This is a genomic window from Acinetobacter sp. T63, from assembly GCF_053852345.1.
This window is the reverse complement of record NZ_CM132659.1, coordinates 687197-707473: the sequence shown is the minus strand read 5'-3', so window position 1 is coordinate 707473 and position 20277 is coordinate 687197. Positions and strand designations below refer to the sequence as shown.

Here is a 20277-nt window from a genome sequence, read left to right as displayed (position 1 = left end):
ACTGTAATGAATCAATCTGTGCATCCTGCTATGGACCAAGTCCCGCACATCCGCGTTTTGGATGAGTGGCAAGAGACGATTCCTGAGGATTTATATATTCCTCCTGCAGCATTTGAAATTCTGTTAGAGCATTTCGAAGGCCCGCTCGACTTTCTGATTTACCTGATTCAAAAAAACGGCTTTGACCTGCTACAGGTTGATATCGCACCGATTGCCTCTCAGTATTTGGCTTATATGGATGCGATGAAATCCCTGAATATTGAGCTGACCGCAGATTATATGGTGATGGCTGCCCTGCTGGCCGATTTAAAATCGCGTTTGCTGCTGCCGAAACCCAAAGCCATCAGCGAGCTGGAAAAAGATCCGAAGCAGGAACTGATTGACCGGCTGGAAAATTATTTACGGATTAAACAGGCGGCTGAACGTCTGGGGCAAATGCCGGTGTTAGAGCGTGATACCTTTAATACCCATGTCAGCCTGGGCCAAGTGGCGTATAGTAATGAGGGTCATGAGGCCAGCCTGTTACGTGATGCGCTATTTTGTGTATTTAACCGCCCCGAACCAGTGATTCACCAAATTCAGCAGGAACCGGTGTTACTGGAAGAACGGATTGCCTATATTGAAGCAAAGCTGCAAAGCGGTGAAGTGCTAGCGTTTGCCGAGCTGCTCAAGCCGAGCCAGGGCCGTATGGGCATGGTGGTAACGTTTATGGCGATTCTGGAACTGACCCGTCAGCAAAAAGTGGCAATTGTTGCCAGTGGTGTCGAAGCACCGCTGGCCATTCAGGGAGCACAGGCCTAATGTCAGAGCAAACCCTTAACATGTCCAGTGATGAACAGCATCATGAAGTGCTGATGCAGCTAGAAGCCATTATTTTTGCCAGTGATGCACCGGTATCGCTGGCACGTCTGAAAGAAGCATTTCAGGCACGCTATAGTAAGGCAGAATTAAAAGTCTTTTTACAACAACTGGCCATGCTGCAACATGGCCGGTCTATTGAACTGGTTGAAACTGCGCAAGGTTTCCGTTTTCAGGTACGGGCCAAATATCGTACCCTGATTGCACAGGCCTGGCCGGAACGACCAACCCGTTTATCCCCGTCTTTACTCGAAACACTGGCTGTGATTGCTTACCATCAACCGGTGACCCGAGCAGATATTGAACAGATTCGCGGAGTATCAAACAACAGTCAGATTCTCAGAACGTTGTTTGACTGGAACTGGATTAAGGAATCCGGTTTCCGGGAACTCCCTGGAAGACCCGCGTTGTTAGTCACAACGCCACAATTTTTAAATGCATTTGGCCTGACCTCTGTCGGTCAATTGCCTCCCCTGCAGGATGCCAAGGAAGCTTTCATGCACCTCGATGCCCAGGCACCGAGATCGTGAATAGGTGAACTGTTGATGATAATTTCTAAGGTTATGCTGTCATGAGTGAAAAATTGCAAAAGGTACTGGCACGCGTTGGTTTGGGTTCTCGCCGTTATATGGAAGAAGTCATTGCCGCTGGTCGTGTAAGTGTCAATGGCCAAGTGGCCCAGGTGGGTGAGCGTATTGAACCAGGCGATGAGCTTCGTATCGATGGTCGTAAAGTCAGCTTCCAGATTGAAGATGAAATCCGTCGCCGTGTGCTGATTTACTACAAACCGGAAGGTGAAATCTGTTCACGTAACGATCCGGAACAACGCCCGACCGTATTTGATCATTTACCATCAATCGCCAATGATCGCTGGGTCATGGTCGGCCGTCTGGATATCAACTCGACCGGTCTGTTACTGTTCACCAATGATGGCGAACTGGCAAACCGCCTGATGCATCCATCCAATGAAATTGAGCGTGAATATGCGGTCCGTGTAATGGGTGAAGTCACGCCACAAATCCGTAACAACATGCTGCGTGGTGTGGTACTGGATGATGGCCCGGCCAAGTTTGAATCCTTCTCTGAAATTGGTGGTGATGGTATCAACCGCTGGTATCAGGTGGTGGTAAAAGAAGGTCGTAACCGCGAAGTACGTCGTATTTTCGAATCTCAGGGCTTAAAAGTTAGCCGCCTGCTACGTACCCGTTATGGTACCGTGATTCTGCCACGTGAACTGCGTACTGGCCGCTGGATGGAACTGGACAAGAATGACATCGACAACCTGACCAAAGCGGTTGAGCTGAAACCACGTCAGGGAACCGGTCTGTACGGTATGGCTAAACGCCGTAATGAACGTATGCAGGAAAAACCGATGGCAGCGCGTCGCGGTGGTTTCTTGCGTCAGCAGCGCCGTGACAATGAAGCAGCGCCAACGTCTTCAACCCGCGGCCCGCGTGATGATAACTTTGGCAATCGCGAACGTCGTGAAAACCAGAATGGCACACACTTTGCCCGTCGTGATAACCCAAATGGCAACAGCTTTGGCCGTCAAGAGCGTGATGAACATGCGCCACGCAAACCATTTGGCAACAAAAGCTTTAGAAAGTTTTAAGCTGCCCAGCAAAAAGCCACTCAATTGAGTGGCTTTTTTTATCACGGTTTTAATCTAGAACCGGAATCTCAATCCATTTTGCCTCTGGAAAATGCCGGGCCAAATAGGTTTTTAAATACTCAGCAGTATCTTTAGAAATCAGCGGATCTTGTGATTCATCTTGCAGGTTATAGGCCAGCGCATACAGCGATAGCCCTCGTGCCTTCAACGCTTCCAGACTTAATAAGGTATGGTTAATGCTACCCAGACGTCCTGAACTGACCAGAATCACCGGATACTGCTGCTCGGCAATATAATCAATCGTTAACATTTCCGTGGTGAGCGGCACCATCAGGCCACCAGCGCCTTCCAGTAGTACCACATCAAAACGCGCTGCCAGTTGCTCTGTCGCCTGGCGGATGTTATTGAAATCAATCTCACGGCCATCAATTTTGGTGGCCAGATGCGGCGATGCCGGATAAGTGAAAATCTCGGGCATGGTCAGTTTGCTGTCATCTTCAGGCAACCAGCCACAGCCCATCATCTCCCGATGCTGCTGGATATCTTCCGAAATATCAGTATTGCCAGTCTGAATCAGCTTTTGGGTAATGGTTCGCTGCCCTTCAGCATTCCATGCCTTGGCCAGATAACCGGTGGTATAGGTTTTGCCAATTCCGGTATCAATTCCACTGACAAAATAGATCTGTGCCATTAGCCTGTGCTCCGTGCAATACAATAAATCGGATGATAACTGAGTAAATATTCCTGCTGGCCGGCCACATTCAGCCGGGAAAACTGCCGATAGGCCTGATAAAACTGCTGCAAACTGTGTTTGGTCCAGCGGTGCCCGGAAGCGGTACCCGTGACCCCGGTAGCTTTTAAATGCTGCAATACCTGACGTGGATGTTCAAAAGCCAGGGTTTTGACAGTTTCAGACAAATACACAATTTCGAAGCCTTGTGACTCCAGACAGCGGCGCAGTTCCAGCAGGCTGAAATAATCCAGCCCCTGCCCGGTCAGGGCTTTAATTTCCTTGAGATTGTCCGGACCAAAACTAGAAAAACATAAATAACCCGAAGGCTTTAAAGCATGGGCGATTTTGGCAAACAGCTGCTGCAGATTCTGCATCCATTGCAAGGCTGAACTCGAAATCAGCACATCCAGCTGTTCTGGAAAAGCAATCTGCTCGGCATCCCCAATCCACCATTCGGTTCGGGAGGTAGAAAACGGTTGCTGCTGGACTTCTGGATACAGATCATTAAGCAGCAACTGCTGCACCTGAAAGTGCTGCTCCAGCGCACGGGTTAAAGCCCCCGTACCACAGCCAATTTCAAACACCCGTCCCAGTGTCCGGCTCGGCAAATGCGACTGCATTAACCGAACCAGTTGCTGGCAAATCTGCTGCTGAATCACCGCATGCTGCAAATAGCTGTGATGTGCCTGGGCAAAACGCCGCGCCACTTGCGACTTATTTACAGACATCGCTGACTTGTCCATCATAACAGCGCCACGCATTGCGCCAGCTCACTGGACTGAATCTGCGCGGTCAGGCAAATCCGCAGCCGTGAACTGTTTTGCGGTACGGTCGGCGGACGTACCGGCATGATATAAAACCCAGCCTGCTGTAGCTGCTGTGCCTTTTGTACGGCTTTTTCCGATTCGCCCAGAATTACCGGCACAATCTGCGAGGTCGATGGACAGGCATAGCCTTTGGCTTCAACCTGCACTTTTAATTCCTGGCTGATCTGCTGTAAATGCTGGCGCTGGGCTTGCATCTGCAACATCTTCTGGAACATAAACCGGGTCCAGGCCATATTCAGCGGCGGCTGCGCGGTACTGAAAATCAACGGGCGCATGCGGTTAATTAAATAGTCACGGATCAACGGATGGCTAATCAGATATCCACCGACTGATGCCAAGGCCTTGCCAAAAGTCCCCACCAGAAAATCAATCTGCTCCAGCACCGCATACTGCTCTGCACAGCCCAGCCCCCGCTCTCCACGTACGCCAATAGCATGTGCTTCATCAACATACAGCATCACTTTCGGATAACGCTGCTTTAACTGCACCAGTGCCGCCAGATCGGTTTCATCACCATCCATACTAAAAATGGATTCGGTCACGACTATAATCCGTTCAATTTGCGCATCGTCATGATACTGTTCCAGCAGCCGGGCCAGATGCGCCAGATCATTATGCCGGTAGCGCACCGCCTTGGCAGAAGATAAACGGATACCATCAATCATGCTAGCATGGACCAACTTGTCGGCCAGAATCAGGGTTTTACTGTCGGCCAGTGCCGGTAAAATCCCGATATTCATATGGTAGCCACTGTTAAACAGCAAGGCGGCACGGCCAAAGGCCTGACTCAGACTCGTTTCCAGCTGCTCATATTCCGGGAAGTTCCCGGTCAGCAAACGCGACGATGAGGCGCTCATACGGCGCTCGGTGACAGGAGTTAAATCAAAAAATTCTTCACGCAAGCTGACATCGCTGGCCAGCCCCAGATAATCATTACTGGACAGATTCAGCATGCGCTGCCCGTGAATCTGAATCATGCGGCCATGTTGCAGATTGGACTGAAACTGGCGCAAATTGGCAGTGCGTTTTAACTGTTCCAGCTGCTGGGCATAATGGTCGAGCAAACTCATGCGGCATTCTCCTGCATCTGGCGGACCACCTCGGTCAACTGGGTCAGCAAGTAGTGCAGTTCATCTGCTGAAATCACATACGGCGGCATCACATAAACCAGTTTGCCAAATGGCCTCACCCAAATGCCCCGCTGTACAAACTGCTGCTGCAGGCTTTGCATATCGACTGGCGTAGTCAGTTCAACCACCCCAATTGCGCCCAGCACCCGCACATCCTGTACATGGCTCAGCTGAGCCAGTGGCGTTAAAGCCTGTTTCAATTGCTGTTCAATCTGCTGAATCTTGGCCTGCCAGTCCTGTGCCAGCAAGACTTGAGTACTTTTCAGTGCCACCGCACAAGCCAGCGGATTGGCCATAAAAGTCGGGCCATGCATAAACACGCCAGCTTCCCCCTGACTGATGGTGTCTGCCACCTGCTTGCTGGTTAAAGTTGCCGACAGGGTCATATAACCACCCGTCAGTCCTTTGCCAATACACATGATATCCGGCTCGACTCCGGCATGTTCCCAAGCAAATAACTTGCCGGTACGACCAAAGCCGGTGGCAATTTCATCAAAAATCAGCAGCAGACCATACTGCTCGCATAAACGCTTGGCCTGACGCAAATATTCAGGATGATAAAAGCGCATACCGCCCGCGCCCTGTACAATCGGCTCTAGAATCAGTGCGGCCAGTGTATGCTGATGCTGGGCCAAAGCCTGCTCCAGATCGGCAATATCATCTGGGTTCCAGTCTTCATCAAAGCGGGTTTGTGGTGCCTGTACAAATAAGCGATTCGGCAGACTTGAACCAAAAATCTGATGCATGCCAGTGACCGGATCGCAGACCGACATCGCATTCCAGGTATCGCCATGGTAGCCGGAACGCGGAGTAATAAAATTGGTTTTTTGTGGCTGGCCTTGCGCAGTCCAGTACTGCACCGCCATTTTTAACGCGACTTCAACCGCCACTGAACCGGAATCGGCATAGAAAATCTTATCCAGACTCGGTGGAGTAATTTGCAGCAGTAATTTGCCCAGCTCAATGGCCGGATCATGGGTCAGACCGCCAAACATGATATGTGACATCTGCTGTAACTGGTCGGTCACAGCCTGATTCAGTTCAGGATGGTTATAGCCATGAATAGCACACCACCACGATGACATGCCATCAATCAGACAGCGGCCATCTGCGAGTTCAATGGTCGCACCATAAGCCCGCTTTACCTTGAAGGTCGGCAGCGGCTGGGTCATGGAAGTATAAGGATGCCAAAGATGTTGCTGGTCAAATAAATCGGTCATCCCGGACTCCCTGTCTGGTTTAAAATCTGCATGAGCTCGATCTTACTCCCGCCACACAGAAAAAGAAATTGCGGGAATTATCATTTCCGCTGAAGGGTCAGGAGAGTTGCTTTAAATAGTCAATAATTTTCTGTGTAACCACATCTGTTTCAAACAACGGGATGCCATGCGAGCCAGAAATCACTTCCACCTGAAGATTTGTTGCAGCTAAATTCTGTAAATCTTCTGCAACTTGGCAAGGAACCAGCTGATCTTCATGTGCCAGCAAATGATATTGTGGAGCCGGATAATTTTTTAAGATGGTCACCAGATTAAGCTGTTCCAGCAAAGCTAATCCCTGTTTTAACAAGGTTAGAGATTGCGGCTGGATTAAACTTTGTAATTTCTGTAAATCCTGCCGGCTCTGGGCACTACCCTGACAGACCAGATAACCAAAACGTTTTAAGGTCGCGGCCGCATCTTTGGCAAAGCCCTGTTTAAACTGCTGAAAAGTCTCGGGAACCATCCCGTGGGGCCACGCGTCTTGCGCAACAAAACACGGATTCGAAGCCAAAGTAATGAGCGCTTGCGGCGCCTGTCCGGATTGCGCCAGTGCATCGGCCAGTAAGGTTGCCAGCTGCCCACCCAGAGACCAGCCCATCAGCACACTATAGCCTTTGGCCCGTTCCAGCTGCTGCTGGAACTGTACCGGATCCGCCGCATTAAAAATGTTCAGGACATCGACCTGAATGCCGTGTTGCATTAGGCTATGTTGTACAGGCTGTAACAGGCCGGTTCCTCCGCCCCATCCGGTGATCAAAAGTATACGCTGCTGCATTGTGCTGTCCTTGTTTCCATCTAGTCGCAGTATAGTAAAAATAGCGACGCCTGCACTGCATCAAAATCGCCAAATCTTGGCCATAAAAAAACCCGGCCAGTGCCGGGTCAATGTTGGGTTGGGCTTACATTTGCGATTGAATGTAGTTCTGCAAACCAATGAGTTCAATTAAACGCAACTGTTTTTCCAGCCAGTAAGTATGGTCTTCTTCGGTATCTGACATTTGCTGACGCAGCATGTCACGGGTGATGTAATCGCCCTTGTCTTCTGCCAGCTTAACACCTTGGGCCAGTTTTTCACGTACCTCATACTCTAGCTTTAAATCGGCTTTTAAGCAGGATAGTACGTCGGTACCGACGTCAATATCATCACGCTGCATATTCGGAGTGCCTTCAAGGAACAGTACCCGGCGAATCAGGGCATCGGCATGTTGTGATTCTTCCTGCATCTCATGGTCGATGCGTTCATAAATCTTGCTCAGGCCCCAATCTTCATACATACGCGAGTGAATCAGGTATTGATCACGAGCAGCCAGTTCGCCACCGATCAACATATTTAAATAGTCTACGACTTCTGGATTGCCACGCATTTTCATTACTCCCTTACGAATACGCTCATTATGGCGAAAGCCAAGCCAAGTTGCAAAAGATAATTTGTGTAAATATATGATTTTTATATAATTAAAATGAGAAGCATGTGCATTTACAGTTCTGGATTCAAACTTTTCCACATAAAAAAGAATTGCTTGCTCACATTTGTCTGATTTTTCTGCAACCCAAACACACAAAGCGGCAAATTTAGAATTTTGTAACTATCAAAAACGGTTCTTATTTCTGCAGTTTTTACGATTTTACTGCTGTGCTTTCTCTGTTTTGACCTATCACCAGATTCAGGCAGCAACCACTCAATCTAGAGAGCGGTTGCCTGCTGTTCTGTTAGCCCTGGGTCTGGCCATATTCAGCCATCAGGCTCAGAAACTGATCTTCATTCATGACCGGAATACCAAGTTTCTCCGCCTTCTCCAGTTTGGAACCGGCTTTTTCACCCGCCACCAGACACTTGGTTTTACTGGAGACACTGCCACTTACCCGGGCGCCGAGCGCCTGTAGCATTTGAGTGGCTTCATCACGGCCCATTTTGCTTAAAGTACCGGTAATGACCCAGCTTTCACCATTTAAAGGCTGACGGGTCGGCGCCAGCGGTGCATCCCAGTGAATACCGGCCGCCAGTAAACGGTCCAGCACTTCCAGGTTATGCGGTGCCTGGAAAAAGTCCAGAATCCATTCTGCGGTAATATCGCCGACATCCGGGGTTTTCTTGAGCGCCTCCAGATTGGCAACACGTAAGGCATCCAGCGTCTGGAAGGTATTGGCCAGCATCCGCGCGGTGGTTTCGCCGACACCTCGAATCCCCAAGGCATAAATAAAGGCGCCCAGCGTGGTTTTTTTACTGCGTTCAATTGCATCGAGCAGGTTTTGTACCGACTTCTCGCCCATCTTTTCAATATTGAGCAAGGCCTCACGATGTTCATGCAGATGGTAAATGTCCGAAACATCTTTGAGCAGATTCAGATGCAGTAATGATTCTACCCAGCGATCACCCAGACCTTCAATATCCATGGCCTTACGCGAAACAAAGTGACGGATGGCCTCAATCCGCTGCGCTGCACAGTACAGGCCACCGGAACAGCGTGCCAACGCTTCGCCTTCCGGCATCACCACCGGCGAATCACACACCGGACAGCAGGCAGGTAGCTGTACGGTTTCAGCCTCCGCCGGACGAAATTCCGGCCAGACTTTTTCAACTTTCGGAATCACATCACCGCTGCGATAGACACTGACCGTATCGCCAATCCGCACATCTAGACGATGGATTTCACCAATATTGTGCAAGGTGACATTAGATACCGTCACCCCACCCACTGCCACCGGATTCAGGCGTGCCACCGGGGTCAAAGTACCGGTACGGCCCACCTGCCAATGAATATTTTCAACTGTTGTCAGCGCGGCGACTGCCGGGAATTTATAAGCAGTGGCCCAGCGCGGTTCGCGGCTTAAAAAGCCAAGCTGCTGCTGCTGTTTCAGGTCATTGACTTTAATTACCATGCCGTCAATTTCAACACTCAGCTGCGAGCGTTCCTGATTGATCTGCTCATAGACTTCTTGCACGGCCTGAATGCTGTCACAAACAAAATGACGCTCACCCACAGCAAAACCAAGCTGATGTAACCAGTCCAGGCTTTCGGACATGGTGTTCAGGCCATGATGCGGCACGCACTGGGCAATGCCATAGGCATAAAACGCCAGTGGACGTGAGGCCGCAATTTTCGGATCCAGCTGGCGCAAGCTGCCGGCCGCAGCATTACGCGGATTGGCAAAGGTCTTTTCGCCTTTGGCCAGATTAGCGGCATTGAGTTTTTCAAAACCCGATTTGGGCATCAGCACTTCACCGCGCACTTCCAGAAACTCCGGAATGCTGTACTCCGCTGAAGATAAGATTTTCGGCAGGTTGCGAATGGTTTTAACATTGTGAGTAATATCTTCACCGGTTTCGCCATCGCCGCGGGTCACGCCGCGCACCAGCACGCCATTGGCATACCACAAGGAAATCGCCAGCCCATCAAATTTCAGCTCGACATCATATTGAATGGTCTGGTTGCGTAAACGCTCTTCGGCGCGGCGGGCAAAGGCAAACAATTCATCCTGGTTAAATACGTTACCCAGAGACAGCATTGGTACCGCATGGGTGACGCTTTCAAATTTGCTTAAAGGCTGCCCGCCAACTTTATTGGTTGGGGTATCGGCCTGAATCAGATCGGGATATTGTTGTTCTAAGGCTTTGAGTTGATGAAACAGCTGATCATATTCACTGTCTGCAATAATGGGCTGATCCAAGACATAATAGGCATGATTATGCTGGGCTAAAATCTGGATCAATTGGCGCATTTGCACCACCACATCTGCATGTTGAGTCATATGTTCACCATAAAAAAGGGCGGTGATCCCGCCCTTAAAAAATTTTGTCGCTTGGCCGTATTATAGAAACCGGAGGCTGTGGTTTCAATTCTATTATGCCAGCGAAGCCTGACCTGCGCGATAATCAATCGCCTGATGACGCCAGTGTTCGCGTAATTGCGGGGTTAATTCCAGATGGTTCTGGTCATATACAGTGCCATCAATTTCACGGGCAATCAGACCGGAAATGCTGATCATGGTATCAAAGGCATTTTGCACATCGCTATGTGGCAGGGCCAGGAAAAAGGCCAGACCTTTAACCTGTTCATTCGACAGGGTTTCCAGATCAAAACCGTCGGCACCATTGTCGGTAATTTGCAGCACCGAGAACAGCAGTTTGGAACCATCTTCGTTATAACGGTGGAAGCAGGACATTTCACCAAAGCGCAGACCGTATTTAAGCAGCACTTTAAGGGTTTTCTCCCCCGATAAAATCCGGCGTTCCGGGAAAATATTCAGGGCAATAAATGATTCTGCAGTGGCCAGGGCGCTTTCATCATCTACCAGTTGCTGTTCATGCAGATGCGCATCCAGAATACTGCTTTCTTCTTCAAATTCACGAATATCGGCTTTTTCAATCTGGCTGTTGAGGCTAAATTCAGCTGGCACAGTTTCCGTTTTTTCGGTATCTACCCCAGCTTGAGTCTGTTCAGTCGATGCCGATTCAGGTGCAGATTCAGCAGCATGAGCTACAGCAGTCACGGCAGCGGTAGTAGATGCATCAGTCTGGGTGGTTTCGGTAGAAGCCTGTTCTGCCAGATTTTCTGCCTTTGCTTCTACCTCATTTTTGGCTGCAGGTTCAGCATCTACAGATGCTACGGCCTGCGCTTCAGTTTTCGCCTGCGCTGTTTCGTTCGGCTCAGTCAGCTGCGTTTCAGTCATGGCCTGTGGCTCAATTTTGCTGTTTGGCTCGACGGCAGCAAGATCGGCATCGCCTAACGTTGGTTCTACGCGCTGGGCCGGTTCAGTCTGCAACTGATGACGGACATGACGCGGAATGATCGGCTGCTGGCTATCGGCATTGACCTGCAGCTCGGAGTCCAGCGAAGGTGCTGCATCGGCCGGTTTTTTCAGGATCATTCTTAAACCGAAACCCATAATAATGAGCGCGATAATAATCCCAATGATTGTGGTGATTTCCATGTTATGCCTCCGCGACTAGACCGTATTCTGTAGCATCTTCTAGATTTACGCTGACTAATTTTGATGTTCCCGGTTCAGGCATAGTAACACCTAATAAATCGGTTGCCATCGTCATTGCCAGCTTGTTATGTGTGATATATATAAATTGCACCTGTTCGGACAGTTCCTGGACCAGGTTACAGAAACGTCCGACATTGGCATCATCCAGCGGTGCATCGACTTCATCCAGCACACAAAACGGCGCCGGATTTAAACGGAAAATGGCAAAGACCAGTGCCAGTGCGGTCAGTGCTTTTTCTCCACCCGACAACAGCGCCAGTGAGCTGTTGCGTTTACCCGGTGGTCTTGCCATTAGTTTTACACCCGATTGCCAGTCATCTTCAAGACTTAAACTGGCTTCACCACCATTAAACACTTTGGGAAACAGCGCCTGCAGTTCAGTATTAATCTGGTCAAAGGTGGTCATAAACAGCTTGCGCGTTTCCTGATCAATACTTTTCATGGCCGCCTGTAACTGGGCCACGGTTTTTTCCAGATCTTCAATCTGATGGCTCAGCTCGGCATAACGGGCTGAAACTTCTTCATATTCTTCTGAAGCCGCCAGATTCACCGCACCCAATTTATCAAACTGCGCCTGGGCTTTTTCTAGCTGCTGCTGATGGGCCGTTACATCAATCTTCAGCCCCGGAATCAGCTCGCTGTTTAAGGCTTTCAGCTGTTCGGAATAATGCTGCAAGTCAGATTTGGCCGCTTGCCAAGCCAGACGTTTTTCTTCCAGCTGGCTACGCAGTTTTTCATCCTGCTGCTGCTGTTGATGGCGCTGCTCGGTCAGCTGCTGCTGTTTGCTCTGAATCTGGTTCAGTTCCAGCTGCCATTCATTCCAGGTCTGTTGCAGTTTTTCCGTCTGCTGCTGCTGCTCGGCAAACTGGCTGGCTAGTGCCGGCAATTCCAGCTGCACCGGATCGACAAACTTTTTCGCCTGCTCCATTTGTGCTGCAATCTGCTGATGCTGGGTCTTTAAAAAACCACCATCTTTTTCCAGCAATTCCAGCTGCTGTGTGGCCTGCACCGACTGGCGTCTTAACAGTTCCAGTTCCTGTTGCTGTTGCTGATATAGCTGCTGCGCCTGCTCCAGTTGTGCCGTTAATTCTTCCAGCTGGAATTGCAGGGTTTTATAGTTTGGCAGCGCCTGTTCCAACTTGAGACTCAGCGCATGCAGATCAATTTCCAGATCATCTTTTTGCATGGCATCTTCTTCCAGCTGCTCCTCCAGTTGCTGCAGCTGATGCTGTAATTGCTGCTTCTGCACGGCAAAGGCCTGCGCGGCGCTCTGGATTTTGGCAATCTGCAGATCCAGTGCCTGCAATGCCTGCTGCTGCTGTTTCAGCTGCGCCTGTTGTTCATGAAGCTGTTGCTGCAGCTGCTGGCACTGCTGTTGGCTGATGTTAAAGTCCTGTTCGGCCTGTTGCAACTCGGCCTGTTTCTGACTCAGTAGCCCATCAATTTCTTCCAGACGGATGCGATGGCTTAAAGCCCCCTGCGCCGATTGTGAGGCTTCATCAAACAGTAAACCAATTACCCAGTCCGGCCCGACCTGATAGCCATCTAGGGTTAGAATGCTCTGCCCGGCCTGTAACTTTGGCTGTAATTGCAATGCCTGCGCTAAATCATCAGCCAGTGCCACCTGTTGCCATAAAGAAGAAGATGGCGATTCAATCCAGTCCGCCAGACAGCTTAAATTTGCCAGCTGAATCGGTGCGTGCTGGGCAGCAGGTTTTAACTGACGCGCCAGACTGTCCTGAAAGTTGTCATCTGCCTCGAGCATCTGTGCATTCAGCCATTTGGCCAGAAACTTCTCAATTAATGCCGCATGCGGTTTGGCAGCATCGTTCAGGGTTAGCACCTGCATTAAGGCGGTGTGCTGTAACTGCTGTTTGGGGCTGTTTTTAATCAGTAGCTGATTCAGGTTTTTCTGCTCGGCCTGGAGCACCTGAATTTCCGATTTCAGTTCAGTACTGCTATTTTTATGCTGATTCAGCAGGCTGTGCGCCTGTTGCAACTGCTGCTGTTGCGCCTGAATCTGCTGCTCCAGCTCGGCCAGCTGCTGGCTTAACTGGGCTTTGTCCTGGCTCAGCTGCTCGACTTCATCTTGCTGGGCCTGACTTTGCAGCGAGCTGCTCTGCTGCTGCAAGGTGTCTTTTTGCTGTTCAATCCGGCTGATATTTTTTAGCAGCTGTTCACTTTGGGCCAGCATTTGCAGTTTTTGCTGCTGCTGTTTTTCCACCTGCGCCTTAATCTGCTCAAACTGCTGCTGCACCTGTTGCTGCTGGGCTTTGAGCTGCTGCACAGCCTGTGCCTGCTCTTGCGTGCTTTGCTCGGCCTGTTGCAGCTGCTCAGTATACTGTTCCTGCTGGCTGAGTACTGTTTCTAGCTGCAGATCAATCAGCTGCAGACGTTCTTTGGTCTGGGCTTTCTGTTCCTGCAACTGAGCCAGCGTACTGCTGTTTTGCTGGACCAGCGACTGTTTCTGCTCCAGGGTCATTTTCAGCTCAGCCAGTTTCTTTTCAGCCTGCTGCCATTCATTCTGTAATGGTGTTGATTGCTGAATCAGACGCTGGAACAGCTCACTGGTATTGCCCAAATCATGTTCCAGCGTGCTTAGCTCGGAACGGGTCAGCTTGAACTGTTCGCCCAGTTCGGTCATCTGCACAGTATATTCCTGCTGCAAACGGCTGCTCTGCTCGCACTGGAACGATAAAATTTCAATTTTGATGCTGCGAATCTGGCTTTCTAAAGTCTTGTACTGCAGCGCAGTTTCCGACTGGCGTTTTAGGGTTTTGAGCTGGCCTTTCAGTTCACTGGCAATATCTTCCAGCCGCGATAAATTCTGGCTGGTATGGTCCAGATGCAGCATAGTTTCACGGCGACGGGCCTGATAACGCGATACCCCGGCCGCTTCTTCAATAAATACCCGCATCTCTTCCGGTTTGGCATCGACCAGACGGTTAATCATGCCCTGTTCGATAATGGCATAGGAGCGCGGCCCCAGACCGGTGCCAAGGAAAATATCGGTAATATCACGGCGCCGGCATTTGGTGCCATTTAAAAAATATTCTGACTTGCCATCGCGGTTGACCTGACGGCGCACCGCCAGTTCGGTATAGGCGTTATACGCGCCACCCAGCTTGCCATAGGTATTGTCAAAGCGCAGTTCGACACTGGCCATGCCCACCGGTTTACGCTTGGCGGTCCCAGTAAAAATCACATCCTGCATGCTGCCGCCACGCAGCTGACGCGCGCTGGATTCACCCATGACCCAGCGAATGGCATCAATCACATTGGACTTGCCACAGCCATTGGGGCCGACCACGGCCGTCCGGTTGGCTTTAAAATGTAAGGTGGTACTATCGGCAAAAGATTTAAAGCCGGAAAGTTTTAAGCTGCTTAAACGCATAATGTCCCGATTAACGGCGTGAGCGGCGTGCCCAGGCCAGTTCAATTTGTTTCATACGGGTCAGAGATTCCAACACCAGATTGCGCAAGTGTCGACAAAAATCATCCATAAATAAAGAGGCTTGTTGTGATTTTCGGATTAAAATTGCATCAATTACCAGTTTAAATAGATCAAACGATTCCTGTAACTCCCGACGTGACGTATTCAGGGTTAAAAAATAGCTGCGCCGTAACGACGGCAGCAACTCTTGATAGAATTTCATCAGGTACAGATTGGCCACCATATCCTGCTGCTGGGCCAGGGTTTGGAAAATTAGGTCATAAAATTTTTCGGTATGACCCTGCCGGTATTCGGCCTCAATCTGCTCCATCAGCTTTTGCAGCTGTTCAATTTCATGATGACGCCAGGTTTCCGCAATGCGCTGTACAATCTGCCCCAGCAGCAGACTGCAGGTATCAAACAGGGCGCGCACCTGCTGGGCCGACATTTCCAATACAATCGCGCCGCGCCGCGGAAAAATTTCAATCAGATGGGTGCGTTCCAACAGCAGCAGTGCCTCACGCACCGAACCGCGACTGACATCCAGCTCTTTGGCAATACGCAGTTCCTGAATGCGCTCGCCCTCTACCAGCTCGCCACTAATAATCTGCTCGCCGATATGTTTTGCAATCTGTTCAGATAGACTGTCTGTTTCTTGTTGTTGCATACTGTTCCTGTGTTATTTTTATACCATGCGCGCAGTTGCAGCGGGTCTTTCTTATTGTCTTTTTTACTGGCTTAGCGACCAAATTTCCATGACATTGTCCGACAATTTTCTGTCGCTATAGCCAATTTTCAACCACACCATCAAGCGCTTAAAAATAAGCGCTAAAGCCCTGGTAAATAAAATACAGACCGACGGTGGTCAACAAACCTGAAAAACATTTTTTTAGCATGGCCGGTGACAAAATATGTGCAACTTTTGCGCCAAGCTTGGCGGTCATAAAGCTCATCACGCTAATGCCAATAAAGGCATATAAATGTACATAGCCCCAGGTATTCGGCACGCTCACCTCAGACTGCTGGCCAAACCAGACAAAACCCAGAGCGCCGGCAATAGCAATCGGCAAGCCACAGGCTGCAGAAGTGGCAACTGCTTTTTGCATCACCACACCACAACGGTTCAGGAACGGTACGGTTAAGCTGCCGCCGCCAATCCCGAAAATGGCCGAGGCAATCCCAATTCCGCCACCGGCCAGCATTTGCGCACCGGTTGAAGGCAACTGACGTGAAGGATCAACCGGGGTATTTGAACCGCGGAACATGCGATAGGCCACCCACACCGCAAAGAACCCGATTACCAGCTGCAAGCCCTGCCCCGACATTAAATCGGCAATCCCGGCACCAAAAAATGCACCCAGAATTAGGCCGGGTGCCAAATTGCGAAACACATTCCACATCACCGCACCTTTTTTATGGTGCGCCGTGACCGAACTGATGGAAGTTACGATAATGGTCGCCAGTGAAGTCCCGACCGCCATATGCATAATCACGCTAGGATCATAATTCAGCTGGGTAAATACAATGTACAAAATTGGCACAATAATTAAGCCACCGCCCACCCCGAACAGACCCGCAGCAAATCCGGCAATTGCGCCAATCAGTAAATATATGATTAACTCCATAAATTATATTCCACTATTCTCAGATTCATATGGATGTAGAGACTCGACAGTTACAACAACAGCTCAGCGAAGCCGGACAGCTTCCTGAAGTCCTCATTTTAAAACCTGTGACTACATCAACCAATGATGATGTACGCGAGATTGCTCAAAAAGGAATACAGAGCGTTCTGGTCTGTAGCGCCCGACAAACACAAGGCAGAGGACAACGCCAACGGCAATGGGTGTCCCCAGAAGGAAACGTCTATTTAAGCACATTGCTAAATTTACGAACACCCGTAGATGGCCGTTTAGCCCTGGAAATTGCCTTAAATATTTTGCAGATGCCCAGCCTGCGCAAGCTGAACCTGCAGGTAAAATGGCCGAATGATTTATATAGCCCGCAAGGCAAATGGGGCGGTATTCTGATTGAGCCCCTGTCGACCCAGCAGGTCATTGTCGGGGTGGGGATTAATCTGGCGCCAATTCCGGCCGAGCAGATTGATCAGCACGCCACCTCCCTGGCCGAATTGGGTCTAAATGATATTTCCCGGATTCAGCTGATTGCCGAGCTGTATCTGGCCATTCAGCAGGCGCAAGAATGGTTTAACCATAACAGCTATCAACTGGCCTCACGTTTTAATCATCATGCCGCTTTTCAGCAACAGCCGGTAGAATTTGAACATCATGGCGGAGTGGCCCAGGGGCTGTTTTTAGGCATTCAGGATGATGGTGCGATTCAGATTGAAACCGCCTCTGGCGTTGAAGTGTTTTATCAGGGCCGTTTACGCCCGCAGATGCCGGGACAGTGAGCGCAGCACATGAAAAATTTATGGTTAGATATTGGCAATACCCGGCTCAAATACTGGATTACCGAACATCAGCAGATTGTAGAACATGCCGCTGAACTGCATCTGCAATCTCCGGCCGATTTACTGCTGGGCCTGATCCAGCATTTTAAAAGCCTGAACCTGACCCATGTCGGGGTATCTTCGGTACAGGACCAGAAAAACAATGAACGGATTCAGCAGATTTTAAAATTCCTGAATATTCCCGTGATTTTTGCGCGGGTACAGGCCGAATATGCCGGTCTGAGCTGCGGCTATGATATTCAGCAGCTGGGGGTTGACCGCTGGTTGCAGGTGCTGGCCGTGGCTGAAGCCGACAAAGATTTATGTGTGATTAGCTGCGGCACCGCGCTGACCATTGATCTGACTCAAGGCCATCAGCATCTGGGAGGTTATATTCTGCCCAACCTATATTTGCAGCGTGATTCGTTAATTCAGCACACCAAAGGCATCCGGATTCCGGAAGCAGCCTTTGATGACTTAAGCCCCGGCACCAATACCTTGGATGCCGTGCATCATGGTATTTTACTGGGGCTACTCAGCAGTATTGAATATGTCATGCAGCAATCCCCACGGCAACTGGTGCTGACTGGGGGTGATGCGCCGCTGTTTGCCAAATTCCTGCAACATTACCAACCACTAGTGGAGCAGGACTTATTGCTGAAAGGTTTGCAGCGCTATATCCAGCATTATTCCACGGCCAATGAGTCCACACCGCTTATTCCACAATAATATGAGGCAGTATCGCCTGCCAGACTTCCACCAGTTCGGTACAGCCTTGAGAGTCAATAAAATGGCCTTGATGCTGTGCCTCAATGGCTTTGGCATCCAGACTGCGCGCCTGCTCCAGACTAAATTTTGGCAGCACCCGGTCATCGCCAGCTGAGTAAATCACCACCCGATGCGCAATCTGGCGTTTTAGCAAGTCAAAATCAATTTTACAGGCATCAATAAAAGGATTGACCTCGTCCAGCCGGCCCAAACGGCCATTAAAGCCGGCCACCAGCACCACCTGTTTAATTTTCTGGGTTTTCAGTTTCTTGGTCAGAAAGTGCAAAGTGGCAATACAGCCCAGACTATGAGCAATGAAAATGGTGTTTTCGTCAATCTCATCGACCTGCTCATCCATTTGCTGCTTCCACACTTCCAGGGTTGGCGTTGGCGATGGATCGAGTCTTAACACTTTCAGACTGGCTTTTTGCTGGTCGGCATATTCCTGAATCCAGGGAAACCAGTTTTCATCCGGACTGGCGGTATAACCATGTACCACATAAATTTGTGCCATTGTTGTGCTCGCTGTTCGTTCCTGATGCACATCAGTGTGCCCGAAACAGCGCGGCTTTCGGGTAAGCGTCTGTTGGGTTTTCTTAAAGATCACCGCAGCACGCTCGCTTGAATCGCTTAAAAATGGAGAGCAACAAAAAGGCGCACCCGGCGCCTTGTTGTTTTGAATCCCTTATTTTTTCGGTTCTTTACCACCGAACAGCGGGCCCATACCGCCGCCACCACCAAACTGCTTTTGCAGATTGCCCAATGATTTCATCATTTTTGCCATACCCGATGGATTGGCAAATTTCTTCATCATTTTGGCCATTTGCGCATGCTGTTTAATCAGTTTATTGACTTCAGACACATCCATACCACAACCGGCCGCAATACGTTTTTTACGGCTTGGGTTCATCAGGTCCGGATTACGGCGTTCTTTGACGGTCATCGACTGGATGATGGCCTCCATCTTTTTCACCTGCTTCTCTGGGTTTGCCTGTGCAATCGCATCCTGAATACCAGAGTTGCTCATGCCCGGCAGCTTGTCCAGGAAGCCCATCATGCCGCCCATTTTATTCATTTGTTCAAACTGCATCAGCATGTCTTCAAAGTTGAAGCTGCCGCCTTTTTGCAGTTTTTTCGCCATTTTTTCGGCTTTTTCTTTGTCGATTTTGCGTTCAACTTCTTCGACCAGAGAAAGCACATCACCCATGCCCAGAATACGCTGTGCCACACGTTCCGGATGGAATGGCTCGAGGGCATCGAGTTTTTCACCCATCCCCAGGAATTTGATTGGCTTGCCAGTAATGGCACGCACCGACAGCGCCGCACCACCACGGGCATCACCATCGGTTTTGGTGAGAATGACACCGGTTAATGGCAAGGCATCATTAAAGGCTTTGGCAGTATTGGCCGCATCCTGACCGGTCATGGCATCAACCACGAACAGGGTTTCAGTCGGGTTAATCGCTGCATGCAGCGCTTTAATTTCGTCCATCATGTCATCATCGACATGCAGACGACCGGCGGTATCGACAATTAACACATCGGCAAACTGGATTTTTGCCTGCTCAATGGCACGATTGGCAATATCAATCGGGCGTTCATTGGCATTCGATTCCAGGAAAATCGCACCGACATCCCCGGCCACTGTTTGCAGCTGTTTAATTGCCGCTGGACGATAAACGTCGGCAGACACCATCGCCACTTTTTTCTTTTGACGTTCCTGTAAGAAACGTGCCAGCTTGGCTGCCGTGGTGGTTTTACCCGCACCCTGCAAACCGGCCAGAAGCACCACCACTGGTGGTTTTGCTGCAAGGTCAAGGCTCTCGTTGGCCTCGCCCATCATTTTAGTTAATTCGTCATAAACGATTTTAACGAATGCCTGACCCGGTGATAACTGTGTCATCACTTCCTGACCTAATGCCTCTTCCTTAACTTTCGCGATGAATTCACGAGTTACAGGTAACGCCACATCGGCTTCAAGAAGTGCCATACGTACTTCACGTAACGTATCTTTAATATTGTCTTCGGTTAGCTGCCCTGAGCCAGTAACATTTCTTAAACTCTGCGTGAGTCGTTCTGTTAAGGTATCAAACATTGCAAAATCCGCTTAAAATAGCCATCAGCAAAAAAATGTTTCTTAAAATAGAAAATTTATGCATAAGATGCTATAGGATACTGTAGTTCGCATCGAATTTATATAAATGAATATT

The 20277-nt window shown here is 49.7% G+C and carries 18 protein-coding genes; 5 read left to right on the top strand and 13 right to left on the bottom strand.

Translation table 11 applies throughout. From position 1 onward, the window contains the following. The first annotated feature begins 6 nt into the window (after window positions 1-6). Genes ACVLR6_RS03375 through rluB form a run of 3 tightly spaced genes read left to right on the top strand, consistent with a single transcriptional unit; the run spans window position 7 to window position 2470 of the window. Window positions 7-801 (top strand): segregation and condensation protein A, encoded by a 795-nt coding sequence (locus ACVLR6_RS03375; RefSeq protein ID WP_016659867.1) that lies wholly within the window; start codon window positions 7-9, stop codon window positions 799-801. 20 nt (window positions 802-821) lie between these two features. Further along, a complete protein-coding gene (scpB, locus tag ACVLR6_RS03370) occupies window positions 822-1388 on the top strand; it encodes an SMC-Scp complex subunit ScpB (protein WP_370459243.1) in 567 nt (188 codons plus the stop codon). A 41-nt stretch (window positions 1389-1429) separates the two neighbouring features. After that, entirely contained in the window at window positions 1430-2470 is a 1041-nt protein-coding gene (gene rluB / locus ACVLR6_RS03365; protein ID WP_005175954.1) for a 23S rRNA pseudouridine(2605) synthase RluB, read from the top strand. Between the two features lie 49 nt (window positions 2471-2519). On the opposite strand, the gene bioD is transcribed toward rluB, so the two are convergent. The 11 genes from bioD to ACVLR6_RS03310 form a co-directional block, all read right to left on the bottom strand. Continuing rightward, entirely contained in the window at window positions 2520-3161 is a 642-nt protein-coding gene (bioD, locus tag ACVLR6_RS03360) for a dethiobiotin synthase (RefSeq protein ID WP_455995841.1), read from the bottom strand. Continuing rightward, complete coding sequence (gene bioC, locus ACVLR6_RS03355; RefSeq protein ID WP_455995839.1) at window positions 3161-3964, bottom strand: malonyl-ACP O-methyltransferase BioC; 804 nt, start codon at window positions 3962-3964, stop codon at window positions 3161-3163. The genes bioD and bioC overlap by 1 nt, the downstream gene beginning before the upstream one ends. Beyond that, a complete protein-coding gene (locus tag ACVLR6_RS03350; protein ID WP_455995837.1) occupies window positions 3946-5100 on the bottom strand; it encodes an 8-amino-7-oxononanoate synthase in 1155 nt (384 codons plus the stop codon). The genes bioC and ACVLR6_RS03350 overlap by 19 nt, the downstream gene beginning before the upstream one ends. Further along, window positions 5097-6380 carry an adenosylmethionine--8-amino-7-oxononanoate transaminase gene (gene bioA, locus ACVLR6_RS03345; protein ID WP_016659862.1) on the bottom strand — a complete coding sequence of 428 codons (1284 nt, stop codon included), beginning with the start codon at window positions 6378-6380 and terminating at the stop codon, window positions 5097-5099. Before bioA ends, ACVLR6_RS03350 begins: the two co-directional genes overlap by 4 nt. Before the next feature lie 97 nt (window positions 6381-6477). After that, a complete protein-coding gene (locus ACVLR6_RS03340) occupies window positions 6478-7197 on the bottom strand; it encodes an alpha/beta fold hydrolase (RefSeq protein ID WP_016659861.1) in 720 nt (239 codons plus the stop codon). A gap of 124 nt (window positions 7198-7321) precedes the next feature. Then, the gene (gene ftn / locus ACVLR6_RS03335) at window positions 7322-7786 is read right to left on the bottom strand and encodes a heteropolymeric bacterioferritin subunit Ftn (protein ID WP_005175934.1); all 465 of its coding nucleotides are present in this window, start codon (window positions 7784-7786) and stop codon (window positions 7322-7324) included. A 346-nt stretch (window positions 7787-8132) separates the two neighbouring features. Beyond that, the gene (gene ligA, locus ACVLR6_RS03330) at window positions 8133-10172 is read right to left on the bottom strand and encodes an NAD-dependent DNA ligase LigA (protein WP_455995834.1); all 2040 of its coding nucleotides are present in this window, start codon (window positions 10170-10172) and stop codon (window positions 8133-8135) included. A gap of 93 nt (window positions 10173-10265) precedes the next feature. Further along, window positions 10266-11354 (bottom strand): cell division protein ZipA C-terminal FtsZ-binding domain-containing protein, encoded by a 1089-nt coding sequence (locus ACVLR6_RS03325; RefSeq protein ID WP_455995832.1) that lies wholly within the window; start codon window positions 11352-11354, stop codon window positions 10266-10268. 1 nt (window position 11355) lies between these two features. After that, window positions 11356-14808 carry a chromosome segregation protein SMC gene (gene smc, locus ACVLR6_RS03320; RefSeq protein WP_455995830.1) on the bottom strand — a complete coding sequence of 1151 codons (3453 nt, stop codon included), beginning with the start codon at window positions 14806-14808 and terminating at the stop codon, window positions 11356-11358. 10 nt (window positions 14809-14818) lie between these two features. Beyond that, window positions 14819-15514, bottom strand: coding sequence for a GntR family transcriptional regulator (locus ACVLR6_RS03315; RefSeq protein ID WP_455995828.1), 696 nt, complete (start codon window positions 15512-15514; stop codon window positions 14819-14821). A 148-nt stretch (window positions 15515-15662) separates the two neighbouring features. Beyond that, a complete protein-coding gene (locus ACVLR6_RS03310; protein ID WP_005175920.1) occupies window positions 15663-16472 on the bottom strand; it encodes a sulfite exporter TauE/SafE family protein in 810 nt (269 codons plus the stop codon). 29 nt (window positions 16473-16501) lie between these two features. Between ACVLR6_RS03310 and ACVLR6_RS03305 the strand changes: the two genes are divergently transcribed. After that, the gene (locus ACVLR6_RS03305; protein ID WP_016659856.1) at window positions 16502-17260 is read left to right on the top strand and encodes a biotin--[acetyl-CoA-carboxylase] ligase; all 759 of its coding nucleotides are present in this window, start codon (window positions 16502-16504) and stop codon (window positions 17258-17260) included. 9 nt (window positions 17261-17269) lie between these two features. Beyond that, window positions 17270-18028 carry a type III pantothenate kinase gene (locus ACVLR6_RS03300; protein WP_160243494.1) on the top strand — a complete coding sequence of 253 codons (759 nt, stop codon included), beginning with the start codon at window positions 17270-17272 and terminating at the stop codon, window positions 18026-18028. Here the strand turns inward: ACVLR6_RS03300 and ACVLR6_RS03295 are convergent. Both ACVLR6_RS03295 and ffh read right to left on the bottom strand, forming a co-directional pair. Continuing rightward, the gene (locus tag ACVLR6_RS03295) at window positions 18015-18581 is read right to left on the bottom strand and encodes an RBBP9/YdeN family alpha/beta hydrolase (RefSeq protein WP_104471976.1); all 567 of its coding nucleotides are present in this window, start codon (window positions 18579-18581) and stop codon (window positions 18015-18017) included. The two genes, ACVLR6_RS03300 and ACVLR6_RS03295, sit on opposite strands and share 14 nt — an antisense overlap. A 171-nt stretch (window positions 18582-18752) precedes the next feature. Next, window positions 18753-20162, bottom strand: coding sequence for a signal recognition particle protein (gene ffh / locus ACVLR6_RS03290; RefSeq protein ID WP_005175901.1), 1410 nt, complete (start codon window positions 20160-20162; stop codon window positions 18753-18755). Window positions 20163-20277 lie beyond the last annotated feature (115 nt).

Bases quoted from the DNA above. Each gene is read 5' to 3' on its own strand.
- ACVLR6_RS03375 (WP_016659867.1), top strand. From the start codon at position 7: ATGAATCAATCTGTGCATCCTGCTATGGACCAAGTCCCGCACATCCGC.
- scpB (WP_370459243.1), top strand. From the start codon at position 822: ATGTCCAGTGATGAACAGCATCATGAAGTGCTGATGCAGCTAGAAGCC.
- rluB (WP_005175954.1), top strand. From the start codon at position 1,430: ATGAGTGAAAAATTGCAAAAGGTACTGGCACGCGTTGGTTTGGGTTCT.
- bioD (WP_455995841.1), bottom strand. From the start codon at position 3,161: ATGGCACAGATCTATTTTGTCAGTGGAATTGATACCGGAATTGGCAAA.
- bioC (WP_455995839.1), bottom strand. From the start codon at position 3,964: ATGCGTGGCGCTGTTATGATGGACAAGTCAGCGATGTCTGTAAATAAG.
- ACVLR6_RS03350 (WP_455995837.1), bottom strand. From the start codon at position 5,100: ATGAGTTTGCTCGACCATTATGCCCAGCAGCTGGAACAGTTAAAACGC.
- bioA (WP_016659862.1), bottom strand. From the start codon at position 6,380: ATGACCGATTTATTTGACCAGCAACATCTTTGGCATCCTTATACTTCC.
- ACVLR6_RS03340 (WP_016659861.1), bottom strand. From the start codon at position 7,197: ATGCAGCAGCGTATACTTTTGATCACCGGATGGGGCGGAGGAACCGGC.
- ftn (WP_005175934.1), bottom strand. From the start codon at position 7,786: ATGCGTGGCAATCCAGAAGTCGTAGACTATTTAAATATGTTGATCGGT.
- ligA (WP_455995834.1), bottom strand. From the start codon at position 10,172: ATGACTCAACATGCAGATGTGGTGGTGCAAATGCGCCAATTGATCCAG.
- ACVLR6_RS03325 (WP_455995832.1), bottom strand. From the start codon at position 11,354: ATGGAAATCACCACAATCATTGGGATTATTATCGCGCTCATTATTATG.
- smc (WP_455995830.1), bottom strand. From the start codon at position 14,808: ATGCGTTTAAGCAGCTTAAAACTTTCCGGCTTTAAATCTTTTGCCGAT.
- ACVLR6_RS03315 (WP_455995828.1), bottom strand. From the start codon at position 15,514: ATGCAACAACAAGAAACAGACAGTCTATCTGAACAGATTGCAAAACAT.
- ACVLR6_RS03310 (WP_005175920.1), bottom strand. From the start codon at position 16,472: ATGGAGTTAATCATATATTTACTGATTGGCGCAATTGCCGGATTTGCT.
- ACVLR6_RS03305 (WP_016659856.1), top strand. From the start codon at position 16,502: ATGGATGTAGAGACTCGACAGTTACAACAACAGCTCAGCGAAGCCGGA.
- ACVLR6_RS03300 (WP_160243494.1), top strand. From the start codon at position 17,270: ATGAAAAATTTATGGTTAGATATTGGCAATACCCGGCTCAAATACTGG.
- ACVLR6_RS03295 (WP_104471976.1), bottom strand. From the start codon at position 18,581: ATGGCACAAATTTATGTGGTACATGGTTATACCGCCAGTCCGGATGAA.
- ffh (WP_005175901.1), bottom strand. From the start codon at position 20,162: ATGTTTGATACCTTAACAGAACGACTCACGCAGAGTTTAAGAAATGTT.